This window comes from Thalassotalea hakodatensis, from assembly GCF_030295995.1.
GTDB lineage: Bacteria > Pseudomonadota > Gammaproteobacteria > Enterobacterales > Alteromonadaceae > Thalassotalea_C > Thalassotalea_C hakodatensis.
In genome coordinates this window covers 3,327,703-3,343,132 of record NZ_AP027365.1, presented here as the reverse complement: position 1 = coordinate 3,343,132, position 15,430 = coordinate 3,327,703, and the positions used below count along the sequence as shown (strand labels likewise).

Genomic DNA, 15,430 nt, shown 5'->3' with positions numbered 1-15,430 from the left:
TACAAGGTTTAAAACAAAGGAGTATTCCTTAATAATGGCAAAAATGATTACAGAATGTATACATTAAATAATTTAGCACTGTAAAAGTTTATGCAATAAAGTTCAGCGTGGTTTTATAAGTAGAGTTATGTTTTTTATCGTTTTTAATTTATATTTGACCGTTTTTATTCTAGCTTGACTCATAGACTTTTACATCCTCTTTCAACGGTGAAATTTTTTTATTATTTTCTGCACTTTATTGCACGTTTAATTGCGATATATTTTTCAATTTTTATATTTCTGATTGCATTTTTTTATAAATAACGTATCTTTACTGTGTAAATGTACAGTTTTGTTATTTCACTAATATTTAGTGAATGTATTGTTAAATTTTACCTGTTAAATAAGGGAAACTAATGGCCGTTGAAAGTCGATTTGTTGTCATAAGACAAGGTGTGGAGGTTGAAACATTCATGGATAAAAAAGCCGCTGATGAATACGACAAAATGTTAGACATGGCGGATAATCTTGCCGAAATGTTGAACCAAGTACCAGTTAAATTAACCGATGCCGATAAAGAAGAATTAAGCGTTTATTTGGCAAAACATCGTGAAGATGTGTTGATTGCATTGCAAGCGAAAAAACCAAAGACTGCACAAAAAGTGGCGACCAAAAAAGAAAAGAGCTCTGAGCCTAAAGTAACTGCTGATAAAAAAGCAAAAAGTACTGATGAAGCCGCATAAATACAATATCTTTAATTGGCTGTATTTTGAGCAATACTAATACGATGACAAGTTCAACGGGATTGAACTTTCAACTGTTACGTTGTCATCGGCGTAAACGTATTGCTTTACAGGTTAAGAACAAAGACATTATTGTTAAAGCACCTTATGATGTTCCCTTAAAGTATATCGAAAACCTTGTGGTGCTCAAAAAACAATGGATTGAAAATATTCAAAGTAAGCAACAGTTGGCAAAAGAATATCAAAATCAACTTTCACGTCATGGCCAAGTGTGGTTTTTCGGAAAGTTAACGCCACTCATTATTAAAGAGGACAAAAGATCACTTGTTGCTGTCGAAAATAATCAAATTGTTGTCACGTTATCTACCCGAAAAACATTGTCAGATACCACTGAGAGTTTGCGAATTAAAAAGTCACTAGAAGGTTGGTTTAAACAACAGGCTGAGCTGATTTTAACTGATAAAGTTAGATGTTTTAGTCGGCAAACAAACTTATTACCAAAAAATCTCCATATTAGGCAATATAAAGCTCGCTGGGGATGTTGTGATAATCGAGGCCATATCAAACTTAATTATTTATTGATGATGTTACCTGAGTCAGTGATTGATTACGTGATCACTCATGAGCTATGCCATTTGAAATTCTTAAACCATAGTGTTGATTTTTGGAATTTAGTTGAATCCTTTTTGCCTGATTACAGAGCAGAAAAGCGATGGCTTAAAGAACATCAGCATTATTTAACATGGACGACATACTAAATAGCATACATTTATTCTATCTAATTTATAGAAAATTTATCCCCAAAACATGCTGCTTTCACTGCTTTTTTCGAATTACAGTCACCTCATTATTTTCGTTTAAAAAAGTCAACTTACTGATTGGCATAAATATTGTTTAATTAATGTTGATAATTTATACATATTTGACGTGACATTTTTTTGACAACTTAAAGGAGGTTGATGATGAAAGCATTTAATGAACTTTGGAAAACAGCGATAATCTATTTAGTGTCAGCGAGTATTTCATTATGGGTGATCATGTTAATCACAGGCTAGTAAACGCTGATAAAATAAATATAAAGTATGAGTCTAGTAAAATAAATAATTATTAGAAATTGGCGCTCTGTGGTAAACCTTTACTCGCGTATTTTTTAACTGAATTGCAACATTAATGCAGCAGGGCACAATATCTTTGATATGTAGGAAATCTACTCATTTACTTTTTTTGATAATACACACGATTAAAAAAATAAAAGCTCACATGATCATGGGATAAAATACTAAGTATTTTTAACTGGTTAGCTCATATATGCCGTTAAATACAACAATTAATACTATATTTGTGCAAAAAAAAATTAAAATTTAACCGTTTATTCATTAACAGCACGTTAAAATTAAGGTAAATTAAAGGTACAAAAATAATAATGTTATAAGGTTTCTCTTTTCATGAGCCTGTCTGTACTTATCTGTGACGACTCTAACCTAGCGCGAAAGCAAGTGTTACGAAGCTTACCTGAAACACTTGCTGCGAATGCTCAAATTGCTACTAATGGTGTTGAAGCGTTAAAAATTCTACGCTCAAATAATATTGACGTTTTGTTTCTTGACCTGACAATGCCTGAAATTGACGGCGTAGGCGTATTGCAGGGTATTCAAAAAATGGGAGTCACACCAATCGTTTTTGTGATTTCCGCTGATATTCAGCCTGAAATGCAAAGCAAAGTGTTAGAGTTAGGTGCGAAAGCATTTATCCGCAAACCGGTAAAATCTGAAGTGTTATTACAGCACCTCAAGGAAAATGGTTTAGTATGACCCATTTCGATTTAACTGAAGATCAACAAGATTGTCTACAAGAAATTATAAATGTTGCAATGGGGCAAGCAAGTGATCAACTTGCGCGTTATTTGGATACTTTTGTATACCTGAAAGTGCCTAGTATAGAACAAGTCAGTTCTAAACATATCTCTGATGCGCTTAACGTTGAAGATCAAGCCGCAGCGGTAGTTAGCCAAGGATTTTTTGGTTACGAAGGTATACGCGGTGAGGCTTTACTGGTTTATCAACCAAAAGATTCGGATCGTTTAGCAGATCTGCTTGGTTATGATCCTGACGAATTAACGCTTGAAGAGCAAATTATTGATCTAAGTTCAATACTCACAACAACGTTTCTCAATGTTTTTGCGAGTCAGATTAATAATCAAATGTCATACAGTGCTCCGCGTTTCTTACCGTCAAGTAAATCAGCGTTTTCTGAACATATCGAGCAACAATCTTTTAACTGGGATCTTGCACTTAAAGTTAAAATATCGTATCAAGTAACCGATTATTCTTTCAATTGTGACATGATTTTACTGATCCCTGAATCGGCGATCATTAATATTGCACAAGTGATAGACCGTATTTTGGAAGAGTACTAATGCGTATTCCTGACATAGGAAGAACAATCGCTGAGCAAATTAATACTGGGGTCATTGTTGTTGATCTTGAATGTAATATTGTTGAGTTTAATCGCTTTATGCAAGTACATGCGAATAAATCACTTGAGCAAGTGATTGGTTGTAGTATTTTTGATGTTTTTCCTGAATTGCCAACGCGCTGGTTTAATCGAAAACTTAGTAGTGTTAGCTCATTAAATTCACCGGGATTTTGCTCTTGGGAGCAACGGCATCATTTATTTGAATTACCTCATCATCGTCCCATTACAACAGATAGCCACTTTATGGCACAAAACTGTACCTTTATTCCTATCGAAGACAATAATAGCGTTGAGTATGTTTGTATTCTTATTGAAGATGCTACTGATGTCGCGCATTATCAAGGAAAATTAAACAAAGCACTGGAAGAATTAGCAAAAGCTAATCGTATTGATGGCTTGACGCAAATATTTAATCGCAAGCATTGGGAAGAGTGCCTTGAGAAAGAATTTTCACGTGCTCGCAGGTATGATCATGATTTAGCGTTAATCATGTTTGATTTAGATCATTTTAAACGTTTGAATGACAATTTTGGTCATCAATGCGGTGATAAAGTTTTAATAGAAACGGCACAGCGTGTGAAAGCATTATTGCGCTCATGTGATCTTTTTGGTCGTTATGGCGGTGAAGAATTTGCGGTTATTTTGCCCGAAACTGAAGTAAGTGGAGCGTTAGATGTTGCGGAGCGAATACGTGCTGAATTAGAAAAACAAGTGTTTGTTTTTCAAGATAAAGAGTTAACAGTAACCACAAGTGTTGGTGTTGCGAGTATTCAGCCAAGCGATACACGCTATGAAAATCTCATTGCAAATACTGATGCTGCATTATATAAAGCTAAAGCATTGGGCCGTAATCAAACATATCAATATAAAGTTAACCATTTAAGTAACGCTGTTTGACCTACCTAAAAATGTAATAAATATACATTTTTAGTTTTAGTTTATTCATAAATCGTCTAGTTCTATTCAATTTAGTAGTTGACAGAAAATGACATTTTTGGCATTTTACCTAGCATGAAATCTATTACACGCACTATTACCATTATTACCACTACCACCCTGTTAGGGATGGTGGTCGACGGCTAACGTGTAAAAGAAAGTATTTTATCAAAGCCCGTGACCACAAAGGTTCCGGGCTTTTTTCGTTTTTAGGGGAAGTAAACATGCGCGTGTTAAAATTTGGCGGTTCATCATTAGCAACAGCAGAACGTTTTGTTCAAGTGGCTGATATTATCAAGAACCAGAGCAAGGAATCTTCGGTAGCAGTTGTTGTTTCTGCACCACAAGGTGTTACTAATCATTTAGTGGCGATGGCTGAAAATATTAGCGATGAAAATACATTACAAAGTGATTTAAAACATTTTTCTGCAGCGATTGAAACCATAGTTGAAGGACTAAGTGCAACGTTACCACAATTTAATAAAACACATGCAGAACAAGCGTTAGCGAATTGGGAGCATCAGCTTAGTCGTTATTTGCAAGGGGCAACAATGTTGTCTTATTGTCCAGATCATATACGCGCAATTATTATCAGTGTGGGTGAACGAATGAGTGTTGCTATTCTAGATTCTGTATTAGCAACGTTAGATTTTGATGTTAGTTTAATCGAGCCTGAAAAATTCCTACATACTAATGATGCTTACCTGAATGCGTTAGCAGATTTAGTTTTGTGTAAAGACAGATTTCAACAATACTATCCATCGCTCAATCGTGTTGCTTTAATGCCAGGGTTTATTGGCGTAAATAGCCAAAATCAAGTCACCACTTTAGGTCGCAATGGTTCTGATTATTCGGCAGCTGTGCTTGCTGTATGTGCACAGGCTGAATGTTGTGAAATATGGACCGACGTTAATGGTGTTTATAATGCAGACCCTCGTCTGATTAAAGATGCGCGATTACTTGATTATTTATCTTATCAGGAAGCGATGGAGTTATCGTATTTTGGTGCAAGTGTACTTCATCCTAAAACGATTGGACCAATTGCACAATTTCACATTCCTTGCTTGATCAAAAATACCGGAAATCCAAAAGCGCCAGGAACATTGATTGCGAATGAAAATGATCAGAAAAAACAAGTTAAAGCAATTTCTAATTTAGACGATTTAACCATGGTGAATGTGTCAGGCCCTGGCATGAAAGGTATGGTTGGTATGGCTAGTCGAGTTTTTGCTACCATGAGTCGTGAAAAGATATCTATCGTATTGATCAGCCAATCATCGAGCGAATATTGTATTAGTTTTTGTATTTATACAGCAGATGCAAAGCAAGCGGAACAAAGCTTGAAACAAGAGTTTGAATTAGAATTACTTAACGGTTTATTAGAGCCCGTTGCATTACAGCATGAACTGTCCATTGTTTCTTTAGTGGGTGATGGCATGCATCACCAACAAGGCGTAGCAGCCAAGTTTTTCTCTTCATTAGCTCAAGCACGCGTTAATGTAGTGGCCATTGCACAAGATTCTTCTGAACGTAGTATTTCTGTGGTCATTGAAAATCGTAAATGCACCGATGCATTAAAAGTGTGTCACCAGAACTTTTTCTCACACAAACCGACTATTGATGTATTTTTAGTTGGCTGTGGTGTGGTTGGTAGCGAATTAATTGCACAAATCGCGCGTCAACAACCTAAATTAAAAGCACAAAATATTTCATTACGTGTTTATGGTATCGCAAATAGTAAAGGCATGGTGTTTGATCAAGAAGGCATTAATCTTGAAAGCTGGCAGGCTTGTTTAGGGAAAGATGCTGTGGCAGTTACGGCAGAAAATGTGAAGCGCTTTGTTCGCGATAATCATTTAATAAATCCTGTACTGGTTGATTCAACGTCTAATGAAGCGCTTGCTATGAGTTACGTTGACTTTATTAAAGAAGGCTTTCATGTGGTAACACCTAATAAAAAAGCGAATACTGATACATGGGAATATTATCAAGCCATAAGACAAGCAACCCAAGAGACTAATCGTCGTTTTCTTTATGAAACAACAGTTGGTGCGGGCTTACCAGTAATTGATACTTTGCAAAGCCTAATCAAGGCAGGTGACGAATTATTGCAGTTTGAAGGTGTTCTATCAGGTTCTCTGTCCTATATTTTTGGTAAATTAGATGAAGGAATGACGTTGTCGCAAGCAACAGCTATTGCTAAAGAGAATGGCTTTACAGAACCTGATCCTCGTGATGATTTAAGTGGCATGGATGTGGCAAGAAAGCTACTTATTATGGCGCGAGAGGCTGGCATGCAATTAGAGCTATCAGACATTAAAGTGGATTCGGTACTCGGTGAAACATTTGATGCAAGTGGCGATGTTGCAACCTTTATGACGAATTTATCACAACTTGACGGTGTGATTGCTGAACGTGTAAATAACGCTAAACAGGAAGGAAAAGTGTTGCGTTATATCGGTAATATTATTGACGGGAAGTGCCAAGTATCCATTGAAGCGGTTGGTGCAGAACATCCTTTATATAGCATTAAAGATGGTGAAAATGCCTTAGCTATTCATAGCCGTTATTATCAGCCATTACCGTTCGTACTTCGTGGTTATGGTGCTGGTGCGGCAGTTACTGCAGCGGGTGTATTTGGTGACTTATTAAGAACATTAGCATGGGAGCAACAGCACTAATGAGCGTTTCAGTTTTTGCGCCAGCTTCAATTGGGAATATGAGTGTTGGTTTTGATGTATTAGGTGTAGCTGTAAAACCTGTTGATGGCACTTTACTTGGCGACGTAGTGACTGTTGAGGCGAGCCCAGAGAACAGTTTAACAGTAGAAGGGGCGTTTGCGAACAAGTTACCACAAGATCCAAAAGAGAATATTGTTTGGGATTGCTTGCAGCTTTTCAATGAAACCTTGCTACAGTCTGGACAAAAACCTGTAACCGTCAACATGATATTGGAAAAGAAAATGCCAGTAGGTAGTGGGCTTGGTTCAAGTGCTTGCTCGGTAGTTGCAGCATTGGAAGCATTGAATTACTTTTATAAGGTAACAAGTGAGTTTCAATTTAGTAAAGCTGTGATGTTGAAACTAATGGGGCGTATGGAGGCACAAATTAGTGGTAGTTTGCATTATGATAATGTAGCGCCATGTTATTATGGTGGTATACAACTGATGGTGCCAGATGACGATGTGATTTGCCAAACACTCCCACAATTTGATGATTGCTATTATGTTATGGCATACCCCGGGATTGAGGTTTCAACGAAAGCGGCCCGTGAAGTATTACCAACATCATATTCACGTAAAGATGTGATTACTTTTGGACAAAATTTAGCTACCTTTGTTGATGCTTGCCACCGAGGTAATAAAGCAATGGCATTTTCAGTTGTTAATGATGTTATCGCACAGCCATATCGTCAGCATTTATTACCGGGGTTTGAACAAGCGTGCACTCACTTACGTGAGCAAGGTTGTCTAGCGGTTGGTATTTCAGGTTCTGGCCCAACATTATTTTGTGTGACCGACAACGAACAAAAAGCCAATGACTTTGCTAATTGGCTAACAGAACATTATTTACAAACATTAAGTACAGGGCAAAGTGAGGGATTCGTTCATGTTTGCCGTGTCGATAATCAAGGTGCTTGCCCAATAAATAAGTAGGCGAGCAGCAATATTACGTTTTTAGTAGGATAACAATTTTGAATTTTTATAACCTTAAAGAAAATGATGAACAGGTAAGTTTTGCCGGTGCAGTTAAACAAGGCCTAGGGAAGAACCAAGGCTTATTTTTCCCTGAAAATATTCCAGCATTAGATAACATTGAACAGTTATTAGCATTACCTATGGTAGAGCGAAGCGTGCAAGTGCTCTATCCCTTTGTACAAGATGATTTAACGAAAGCACAATTAACAGAAATAGTGACTGATGCCTTTAATTTTCCTGCACAAATACAGCCTATCAGTGAAAACCGCGCAATTTTAGAGTTATTTCATGGCCCAACTTTAGCCTTTAAAGATTTTGGTGCCCGTTTTATGGCGCGCTGTCTTCAAACCTTTAGTGGCGATAAAAAACTCACTATTCTAACCGCAACATCAGGTGATACAGGTGCTGCGGTAGCACATGCCTTTCATGGCATTGAAAATATTCGCGTGGTTATTTTATACCCGAAAGGCAAAATAAGCTTGTTGCAAGAAAAAATGTTTACTACGTTAGGTGGTAATATAGAAACGATTGCTATCGAAGGTGATTTCGATGATTGTCAGGCATTAGTGAAACAGTCTTTTGATGATCAAGAGTTGAAAGAGACTATCGGCTTAAACTCTGCAAATTCAATTAACATCAGTCGTTTATTAGCACAAGTGTGTTATTACTTTGAAGCGGTTGCACAACTATATCGCCAACAAGGTAAAACAGCGCTTCAAGATTTAGTATTTTCTGTACCTAGTGGTAATTTTGGTAATTTAACCGCGGGGTTATTTGCTAAAGCAATGGGGTTACCCATTAAACGTTTTATTGCTGCAACCAATGCTAATGATACAGTACCGCGTTATTTAAAAACCGGTGAGTGGTCGCCAAATCAAACAGTTGCCACTATGTCTAATGCGATGGATGTGAGTAACCCAAATAACTGGCCACGGGTTGAGCACATGCTCAAGTCAGGTATAGTGCCAGAAGATAGTGTGAGTTCGTTTGCAATAGATGAAGAGCAAACACAAATGACGATGTTATCACTTTCTAAGCTTGGCTACATTAGTGAACCACACGCAGCGGTTGCTTATAAAGCGTTGCAATATAGTGCAAGTGATGAAGAATTTGGTGTGTTTTTAGGTACAGCGCATCCTGCTAAGTTTAAGGATGTGGTTGAAAGCATGTTAGGTCAACCCATTGGGTTACCGAAAGAGTTAGCGGATTGCGCAACCGAAACCATTTTATCTAGCGAACAAAGTACTGAATTTTCAGCATTACGTAAGTATTTACTCGATAAGGCATAAGATAGCGAATACCTCTTTTGCCTTTTATAAACAAAAAGCCAACATTCTGTTGGCTTTTTAGAAAAATTTTCTTGATATTCATTGATAAAATAAACATTTTTTCTTTAAGAGCAAGGTTTGATAGGAAAAATGAATTAATAATCAAAAATGTCGGGCTATGTTAGTTTTGTATTGCAAGTTAATGGTCTTTGTTGGTTTTTAATTGCTAAATTTTAGTCGTTTTGTAGAATGTTTTTAGTGAAAGAGCTTTGGAACATTTATGTCAACAGAACACTATTTCTCCCCTTTTCGTAAACACGTTATTGGGCACAAATTAACCCACTCAATCAACGGTCAATCATTGCCAATTATTTATGCAGATTGGACGGCAAGTGGTAGGTTATATCAGCCGATAGAAACCTATATAACGCAAATACTTGGGCCTTATGTCGCCAATACTCATACCGAAACTAATTTAACCGGTGGTGTGATGACACATGCCTACCATGAGGCACAATCGGTGATCAAAAAACATGTAAATGCATGTAAAAATGATATTTTGATCACAGCTGAAGCAGGTATGACTGGTGTTATTAATAAATTTCAACGGATCTTAAATTTACGTATACCTGAACGAATGAAAGATCAAATATCGTTCAATGAACAAGACAGACCTGTTGTTTTTATCACGCATATGGAACATCACTCTAACCAAACTTCCTGGTATGAATGCGATGTAACCTTGGAAATAGTTCAACCTAACGAAAAGGGCTTACCTTCGTTAGAGCATCTTGAAGAGTTGCTTGAACAATATGCTGATCGTAAACATAAGATTGGTTCATTTACTGCGTGTTCCAACGTTACTGGTATTAAAACCCCTTATCATCAAATGGCGGAAATTATGCATGAGCATGGTGGTGTATGTTTTGTCGATTTTGCTTGCTCTGCGCCGTATGTTGATATTGATATGCACCCTGCAAACCCGAAACAAACCTTAGATGCTATTTATTTCTCTCCACATAAATTTCTAGGGGGACCTGGTAGCTCAGGTGTTTTACTGTTTAATAAAGCGCTATACAAAAATAAAGTGCCAGATCATCCTGGTGGCGGTACGGTAACGTGGACTAATCCGTGGGGAGAGCACAGTTTTTTCACGGATATTGAAATGCGCGAAGATGGTGGTACACCGGGTTTTCTTCAGTGTATAAGAACAGCGTTAGCGATCAAAGTGAAAGACGAAATGGGCGTTGATAACATCACTGCGCGTGAACAATGGATCACCAATTATGTGATGGATAATTTAGCAAAACTTGAACAAGTGGTTATGCTTGAACCGAGCATTCGAGACCGACTATCGATTGTGTCATTCTATGTTAAAGGTGCCCATTATAATTTAGTCGTGAGACTACTAAACGATAAGTTTGGAGTACAAACACGAGGTGGTTGTTCTTGTGCTGGTACATACGGGCATATTTTATTAAATGTTGATCACGACACTTCATCGAAAATTACTGAACAAATTGATCTTGGTGATTATGCTGAAAAGCCAGGTTGGATCAGAGCATCGTTTCATCCAACGATGACAGATAAAGAAGTTGCTTTTGTCGTTGATGCCATTAAACAAGTAAGTGAAAATATTGAAAGTTGGCGTAAAAATTATCGATTTAATCCCGCTTCCGGTGATTTTGAGCATACAAAGCAAGCTGTGAGTATGCCAACCCTAGCAAGCTTTAATGCTCAACAAGTCGCTGAAAGTTCAGAAAAGAAAACCTCATTTTTTAGACGGATTTTTCAAGCGTCTTGATCAAAAGAGATCAGCATTTCGGCGGCGGAACAATGACAATCGTTATTACAAACAGGGCACATATAACCCTGTTTGCTTAATTCGTTCCATCTGTCTGGGTGTTTTTTTATTAAGACGCCACCGCACTTAGTAAAGTATTTTACCGCGCTATTTCCGGGGCTTTGCATCCATAGATGGCTGACACCCGCTTTAGCGCCTTGCTGTTTAACAGCATCAATAGAAAGTGTTAGTAACTTACTACCGATGCCGTAACCTCGATAGTGCTCATCAACCGTATTACATTTAAAATAACAAACGCTAGCTTGTTCACTTGGCCAATCTTCAGGTGTACACCATTGATCAAGTTGCCATTGTAGAGGTGAAAAGGTAATACGAAAACCCACGAGTATGTCTTCATCATAGGCAACAAAATGACTATTGATGTTATTTTTGATGCCCTGATTGAACCATTTCAGTGCACTGGTTTGATCCATGTAACCTTCACCATGTACGTGGGTAGCCAAACGGATCACCTGTGTGAAGTCATCAGGTGTCATTTCACGGTAAATTATGGTCTTTTTTTGCATTAAATATTCATTATTCATCAGAGTTAAGGTAAGTTTACCAAAGAATTATCACAATCAGCTACCTTCACATTAGTTAATATTATGTATGATCCTTTGTTTCACCAATCTCCTGGTTGCGGCGAACGCTATCCTGATAGCTACTGGGCGAATATTTCAGGGCAAGCGCCAAAAAATTTAGGTCCTTTAGAAGCCAATATTGACGTTGATGTTGCCATTATTGGTGCTGGCTATACTGGTATGTCTTGTGCGCTTCATTTGGCAGAAGAATATGGCATTAAAGCAACTATATTAGAAGCAAACCAAAGTGCTTGGGGATGCAGCGGTAGAAATGCCGGTTTTATCTTAAAAACTTCAGGTAGAAAACCTTTTGCTCAAATGCAACAGCAATGGGGCGAAGAGGTAATGCGAGCTATTTATCAAGAAATGGCCGAAGGTGCTGAGCGTGTACAACACCTGATTTCCCGGGGTATTGACTGTGATGTACAACCTGCAGGCTATTTAAAAGTCGCCCATAAAGCCAATAAATTAGCAGACTTAATAGCAGCAGCTGCATTGCAAAAAAAGATGTTTGGTTATCAAGTGGAAATATTGTCGAAACAAGAAGTACGTCAACAATATATGAATGATCATAACGCATTTGGAGCTATTCGTTACCGTGATGGATTTGGTTTGAACCCGTTAAAATTAGCGTGGGGTTATCAAAAACTTGCTGTTGATGCTGGCACTGATATGTATTGCAACACGCCTGTTACAGAAAGTAGGCAATCAGCAAAGGGTTTTGAATTGACTACACCGTCAGCGGTGGTAAAAGCTAAAAAAGTGGTGCTTGCCACCAATGGTTATACTCCTCAAGGCTTTATGCCTACGGTGAATAACCGCTACTTGCCTGTGCTTTCTCAAATTATCGTTACTGAACCACTGACAGAGCAGCAGCTTTTAGATAGTGGCATTAAAACAAATCAAGTAGTCATGGATACTAGAGCATTAAAATACTATTACCGCAAATTACCAGATAACCGTATTTTATTTGGTGGCCGTGGTGCTATTTCTGGAAAATCTGCCAATGATCCGTATTATGCAAATCGATTGCTAACGGTGTTAAAAAGTAGCTTTCCAGCGCTGGAAACTTTGCGTACTGCTTACGCGTGGTCAGGATGGATTTGCATGTCGTTAGATGACATTCCACATATTTATCAAAACAATGAACAAAACTTGTTCTACAGCATGGGCTATTGTGGAGCAGGTGTTTCGTTTTCCTCACAAGCTGGAAAACGACTAGCTGATAAAGTGGCCGGAGCGCAAGTGCCAAATATTCCACTTTACACTTCGCCGTTACCGAAATTTCCATTTGCCCCATTACGAAGGGTGGGGCAGTGGGGCTATTTTCAGTATGGAAAGGTCAAAGATAGATGGTTATAAATAAACGAATATTACAGTGGCTAACCTTCAACTCGGTTAGTGTTTTTACCTTGAGTGAAATCAGTAATATTTAATGCAATCAGATCTAATAGTCGTTGCTGAGACTCTTTGCTTGCCCAAGCGATGTGTGCCGTTATTTTTAAATTAGTCGGTTGCTGTAGTAATAATGGGTGATCCGGTGCTGGGGGTTCTTGTTGTAAAACATCTAAAATAGCGTAGGCGATCTCTTTTTGTGTTAACGCTTGTAAAAGATCTACCTCATTGATAACACCGCCTCTTGCTGTATTCACTAACACTGCTGTTGTTTTCATTAACGAAAAAGTGTGACGATCAAATAATTGATCAGTGTCTTTGGTTAACGGACAGTGAAGGCTAACAATATCCGCTTGTTGTAAAGCTACTTCAAATGCAACACGACCATCTCTTATTTTTGAAGCGTTAGGGCGTTCAGCAATCAGTACTTTCATACCAAACGCTTTGGCAATAGTAGCTACCGCTTGACCTAAGTTACCGTAACCAATAATCGCAATATATTTGTTTGCCAATTCTTCACTGCCAGGACCATGTACACAAAAGCTAGGGCTTTTGGGCCATTCTCCTTGTTCAACAATCTGTTGGTGTAACGTTGGACAACTAAAGTACGTTAATAATTGAGCAAATACATATTGGCTAACAGAAGGTGTTGAGTAACCGCTAACATTTGTGACAGCAATGCCTAACCGCTTAGCGGCGTTAAGGTCTACATTATTAACACCTGTTGCTGCGATACAAATTAAGCGTAACTTGGGGAGTTTAGCGAGCGTCATTTCTGACAGTAATACTTTATTAGTAATGATTACGTTAGCATTTTTGCAACGCTCAATAATTTGATCTTCTCGTGTTAAATCGTAAGCTTTAAAATCTGCTACTTGGTGTTCAATATTGATTGTTGATACTTGATTAACAAAAGTTTTTCTGTCTAAAAATACACAATTCATTTCAGTTACCCTGGTCTGCCATCTATGCGTTGTTGAATAAGGTAAGGTATGTAGCGATATAAGAAAAGTAAAAAACTTGCGCAAGCAAACCCTGTTGCTAACCAATAAAATGTAGGGGTCATCGCAGGCGCTAAAATGGGTAAAATTGCACGAGTGAAAGCGGCGATAAAAATGAGTAAAAAACTGAATTTTATAAGTTTTCCTACTACAAGTGGTCTACCAGTATGGCCAAGTGAAACACGCGCAATCATCGCAAGTATTACACCGTTTATTCCACCAATTGTTAATAAATGCCAAAGGTGGTTGGTAGGGAATAGGTTAAATAAGTAAGATAAACCTAGTAATAGCAGGGCCATCCATATACAGAATAAAGCTAAATGTAGTGACCACAACAGTGGAATTTTAAAAGTAACCCAAGGGCGCCATCTCGTTATTCTATAAGCTTGAAGTGTGCCTGCAATAACAAAAAGCATCCCAAATTTTTGCTGACTCAGGTTTAAAATTGGGCTGATAAAATACAAAATGAAAATAGTGAATAACGTGATATTTGCGCTAATTTCAAGCCAAGGTAAGTTCGCTACTTTTTCTGTTTTACTACCATTTGCGGTAAACATCGGAGTTACTCTGCCGCCAATGATAGAAATTAGCATTGTGATCAACATAATACCGGCGTAGCCAGATAATTGTACACTAGTGTTATCACCTTGATAAAAAGCGAGATGCATTTGTCCATTCACCAAGGTGAACATTAACAGCAAAGGAACGAAGAAGAGATTTCGTTTTTGTTTTACGGCAATAATTGGTTTAGCCAACATGTAGGCCGCTACAGGTAAAAAACTCAAATCAATAATGGTGATCATTATATGCGGCAGGTATGTCGGTAATAATAATGCAATGCGGCCAGCTAACCATAAAATGATAAGCCAAAATAACGCGTTCCCATGTACGCTTCTAATGCCTGTCCAGGTTTGCACTGCTGTTAACAAAAATCCAGCAATAATAGCAGCAGCGAAGCCAAAGATCATTTCATGAATATGCCACCAATAACCACTTGCAAAAGGTTGGAGGTTAATTTTTCCGTAAAAAATCAATAACCATAGTGTCAGAGCTATAATGGCAAAAGCAGGGCCAAGTAGAAAAAAAGGACGAAAACCTAACCTTAAAATGGGCGGTAACTTTTCTTCTTGTGCTAAATCGGTAATTTGCATCATATTCGGTACCTTAGAGGGCGATGAAGGTGAGTATATCGCATGCTATTTGTTAGACTTTGTTTTAAATCAATACGGCGGTAATTACTTTACGTTGTGGGCTTTTCTAATTCGTATAACGTTTCGCTGATATGATCTATTTTCTCGTTAATAATGTGCTGTGCGTCATATAAACCCTGATTATAAAAATAACTACCGAAATTGTCGCCGATAAAATCAAGTAAAAAATCAGCATCGAATTGGCCTAATTCAATAGAGAGTTCTTGTTCAAAATAATGTTGTAACTTGTTAATAAGTTGGTGTTTTACGTCCTCAGACAAGGTAATGTTAGCCATCTTTACATTCGCGATTATGTTGT

General features: G+C 37.7%; 14 protein-coding genes. 10 read left to right on the top strand and 4 right to left on the bottom strand.

Going from position 1 to position 15,430, the window contains the following annotated elements; genetic code table 11:
- The first annotated feature begins 395 nt into the window (after positions 1-395).
- The 9 genes from QUE72_RS14845 to QUE72_RS14805 all read left to right on the top strand — a co-directional run bounded on the left by QUE72_RS14845 (position 396) and on the right by QUE72_RS14805 (position 10,902).
- On the top strand, positions 396-722 hold the full coding sequence (locus tag QUE72_RS14845; RefSeq protein WP_286269844.1) for a YebG family protein: 327 nt from the start codon (positions 396-398) through the stop codon (positions 720-722).
- Between the two features lie 26 nt (positions 723-748).
- Positions 749-1,480: a M48 family metallopeptidase gene (locus QUE72_RS14840; protein WP_286269843.1), complete on the top strand. Its 732-nt coding sequence runs from the start codon at positions 749-751 to the stop codon at positions 1,478-1,480.
- A 687-nt stretch (positions 1,481-2,167) separates the two neighbouring features.
- Positions 2,168-2,533: a response regulator gene (locus tag QUE72_RS14835; RefSeq protein ID WP_286269841.1), complete on the top strand. Its 366-nt coding sequence runs from the start codon at positions 2,168-2,170 to the stop codon at positions 2,531-2,533.
- Positions 2,530-3,138: a chemotaxis protein gene (locus QUE72_RS14830; protein ID WP_074498875.1), complete on the top strand. Its 609-nt coding sequence runs from the start codon at positions 2,530-2,532 to the stop codon at positions 3,136-3,138. The genes QUE72_RS14835 and QUE72_RS14830 overlap by 4 nt, the downstream gene beginning before the upstream one ends.
- Complete coding sequence (locus tag QUE72_RS14825; RefSeq protein ID WP_074498874.1) at positions 3,138-4,094, top strand: sensor domain-containing diguanylate cyclase; 957 nt, start codon at positions 3,138-3,140, stop codon at positions 4,092-4,094. The genes QUE72_RS14830 and QUE72_RS14825 overlap by 1 nt, the downstream gene beginning before the upstream one ends.
- Before the next feature lie 263 nt (positions 4,095-4,357).
- Positions 4,358-6,814, top strand: coding sequence for a bifunctional aspartate kinase/homoserine dehydrogenase I (gene thrA / locus QUE72_RS14820; RefSeq protein ID WP_286269838.1), 2,457 nt, complete (start codon positions 4,358-4,360; stop codon positions 6,812-6,814).
- Complete coding sequence (gene thrB, locus QUE72_RS14815) at positions 6,814-7,788, top strand: homoserine kinase (protein ID WP_286269836.1); 975 nt, start codon at positions 6,814-6,816, stop codon at positions 7,786-7,788. Before thrA ends, thrB begins: the two co-directional genes overlap by 1 nt.
- 38 nt (positions 7,789-7,826) lie before the next feature.
- Positions 7,827-9,119, top strand: a complete 1,293-nt coding sequence (gene thrC / locus QUE72_RS14810; protein WP_074498871.1) for a threonine synthase — start codon at positions 7,827-7,829, stop codon at positions 9,117-9,119.
- A gap of 259 nt (positions 9,120-9,378) precedes the next feature.
- On the top strand, positions 9,379-10,902 hold the full coding sequence (locus QUE72_RS14805; RefSeq protein ID WP_286269833.1) for an aminotransferase class V-fold PLP-dependent enzyme: 1,524 nt from the start codon (positions 9,379-9,381) through the stop codon (positions 10,900-10,902).
- On the opposite strand, the gene QUE72_RS14800 is transcribed toward QUE72_RS14805, so the two are convergent.
- Positions 10,890-11,468 (bottom strand): GNAT family N-acetyltransferase, encoded by a 579-nt coding sequence (locus QUE72_RS14800; protein ID WP_286269831.1) that lies wholly within the window; start codon positions 11,466-11,468, stop codon positions 10,890-10,892. The two genes, QUE72_RS14805 and QUE72_RS14800, sit on opposite strands and share 13 nt — an antisense overlap.
- Positions 11,469-11,549: 81 nt before the next feature.
- Between QUE72_RS14800 and QUE72_RS14795 the strand changes: the two genes are divergently transcribed.
- Entirely contained in the window at positions 11,550-12,887 is a 1,338-nt protein-coding gene (locus tag QUE72_RS14795) for an NAD(P)/FAD-dependent oxidoreductase (RefSeq protein ID WP_286269830.1), read from the top strand.
- Between the two features lie 20 nt (positions 12,888-12,907).
- Here QUE72_RS14795 and QUE72_RS14790 read toward each other — a convergent pair whose 3' ends face one another.
- From QUE72_RS14790 to QUE72_RS14780, 3 genes are all read right to left on the bottom strand, one after another.
- Positions 12,908-13,864 carry a D-2-hydroxyacid dehydrogenase gene (locus QUE72_RS14790; RefSeq protein ID WP_286269828.1) on the bottom strand — a complete coding sequence of 319 codons (957 nt, stop codon included), beginning with the start codon at positions 13,862-13,864 and terminating at the stop codon, positions 12,908-12,910.
- Between the two features lie 5 nt (positions 13,865-13,869).
- Positions 13,870-15,075: an NnrS family protein gene (locus QUE72_RS14785; RefSeq protein ID WP_286269827.1), complete on the bottom strand. Its 1,206-nt coding sequence runs from the start codon at positions 15,073-15,075 to the stop codon at positions 13,870-13,872.
- A gap of 86 nt (positions 15,076-15,161) precedes the next feature.
- Positions 15,162-15,407 carry a DUF2164 domain-containing protein gene (locus QUE72_RS14780; RefSeq protein ID WP_074498866.1) on the bottom strand — a complete coding sequence of 82 codons (246 nt, stop codon included), beginning with the start codon at positions 15,405-15,407 and terminating at the stop codon, positions 15,162-15,164.
- Between the last annotated feature and the right edge of the window lie 23 nt (positions 15,408-15,430).

What these genes read in the sequence shown, in the direction of transcription:
- QUE72_RS14825 (WP_074498874.1), top strand. Translation starts at nt 3,138, where the DNA reads ATGCGTATTCCTGACATAGGAAGAACAATCGCTGAGCAAATTAATACT.
- QUE72_RS14830 (WP_074498875.1), top strand. Translation starts at nt 2,530, where the DNA reads ATGACCCATTTCGATTTAACTGAAGATCAACAAGATTGTCTACAAGAA.
- QUE72_RS14800 (WP_286269831.1), bottom strand. Translation starts at nt 11,468, where the DNA reads ATGCAAAAAAAGACCATAATTTACCGTGAAATGACACCTGATGACTTC.
- QUE72_RS14795 (WP_286269830.1), top strand. Translation starts at nt 11,550, where the DNA reads ATGTATGATCCTTTGTTTCACCAATCTCCTGGTTGCGGCGAACGCTAT.
- QUE72_RS14805 (WP_286269833.1), top strand. Translation starts at nt 9,379, where the DNA reads ATGTCAACAGAACACTATTTCTCCCCTTTTCGTAAACACGTTATTGGG.
- QUE72_RS14845 (WP_286269844.1), top strand. Translation starts at nt 396, where the DNA reads ATGGCCGTTGAAAGTCGATTTGTTGTCATAAGACAAGGTGTGGAGGTT.
- thrB (WP_286269836.1), top strand. Translation starts at nt 6,814, where the DNA reads ATGAGCGTTTCAGTTTTTGCGCCAGCTTCAATTGGGAATATGAGTGTT.
- QUE72_RS14790 (WP_286269828.1), bottom strand. Translation starts at nt 13,864, where the DNA reads ATGAATTGTGTATTTTTAGACAGAAAAACTTTTGTTAATCAAGTATCA.
- QUE72_RS14835 (WP_286269841.1), top strand. Translation starts at nt 2,168, where the DNA reads ATGAGCCTGTCTGTACTTATCTGTGACGACTCTAACCTAGCGCGAAAG.
- QUE72_RS14780 (WP_074498866.1), bottom strand. Translation starts at nt 15,407, where the DNA reads ATGGCTAACATTACCTTGTCTGAGGACGTAAAACACCAACTTATTAAC.
- QUE72_RS14785 (WP_286269827.1), bottom strand. Translation starts at nt 15,075, where the DNA reads ATGATGCAAATTACCGATTTAGCACAAGAAGAAAAGTTACCGCCCATT.
- thrA (WP_286269838.1), top strand. Translation starts at nt 4,358, where the DNA reads ATGCGCGTGTTAAAATTTGGCGGTTCATCATTAGCAACAGCAGAACGT.